This is a genomic window from Alkalibacterium sp. m-11 (assembly GCF_054658155.1).
The window spans coordinates 1-255 of sequence record NZ_BAAGIR010000508.1 but is presented as its reverse complement, the minus strand read 5'-3'; the positions used below and the strand labels follow the sequence as shown (position 1 = coordinate 255).

Here is a 255-nt window from a genome sequence, read left to right as displayed (position 1 = left end):
TAATCCCTGATTCATGAGACACTTCCAGGTGCGCTTGAACATGAACGGCTGTATTCTTTTTAATGCGGGAAACGAAAAAGTAGCCTTCCCAGGTCATTTGATCAAACTGAGCGAAATCCAGATACCCGCGATCAAAAACATAGGTCGCCCGTTTCTCATTGATAAAGACGTTCAAGTGATCATGGTCGTGTTCAGATGCATGGGACAGTTCGAATTGTTCAGGGTGCACCCATCCTTCTTTCATATGACAGACCT

1 protein-coding gene is annotated in these 255 nt (G+C 44.7%); it reads right to left on the bottom strand.

What is annotated here, in order from left to right; all coding sequences use genetic code 11:
• A partial coding sequence (locus tag ACYQ2O_RS13365) for a transposase (RefSeq protein WP_459796844.1) occupies nucleotides 1–244 on the bottom strand: 244 nt, incomplete at its 3' end.
• Nucleotides 245–255 lie beyond the last annotated feature (11 nt).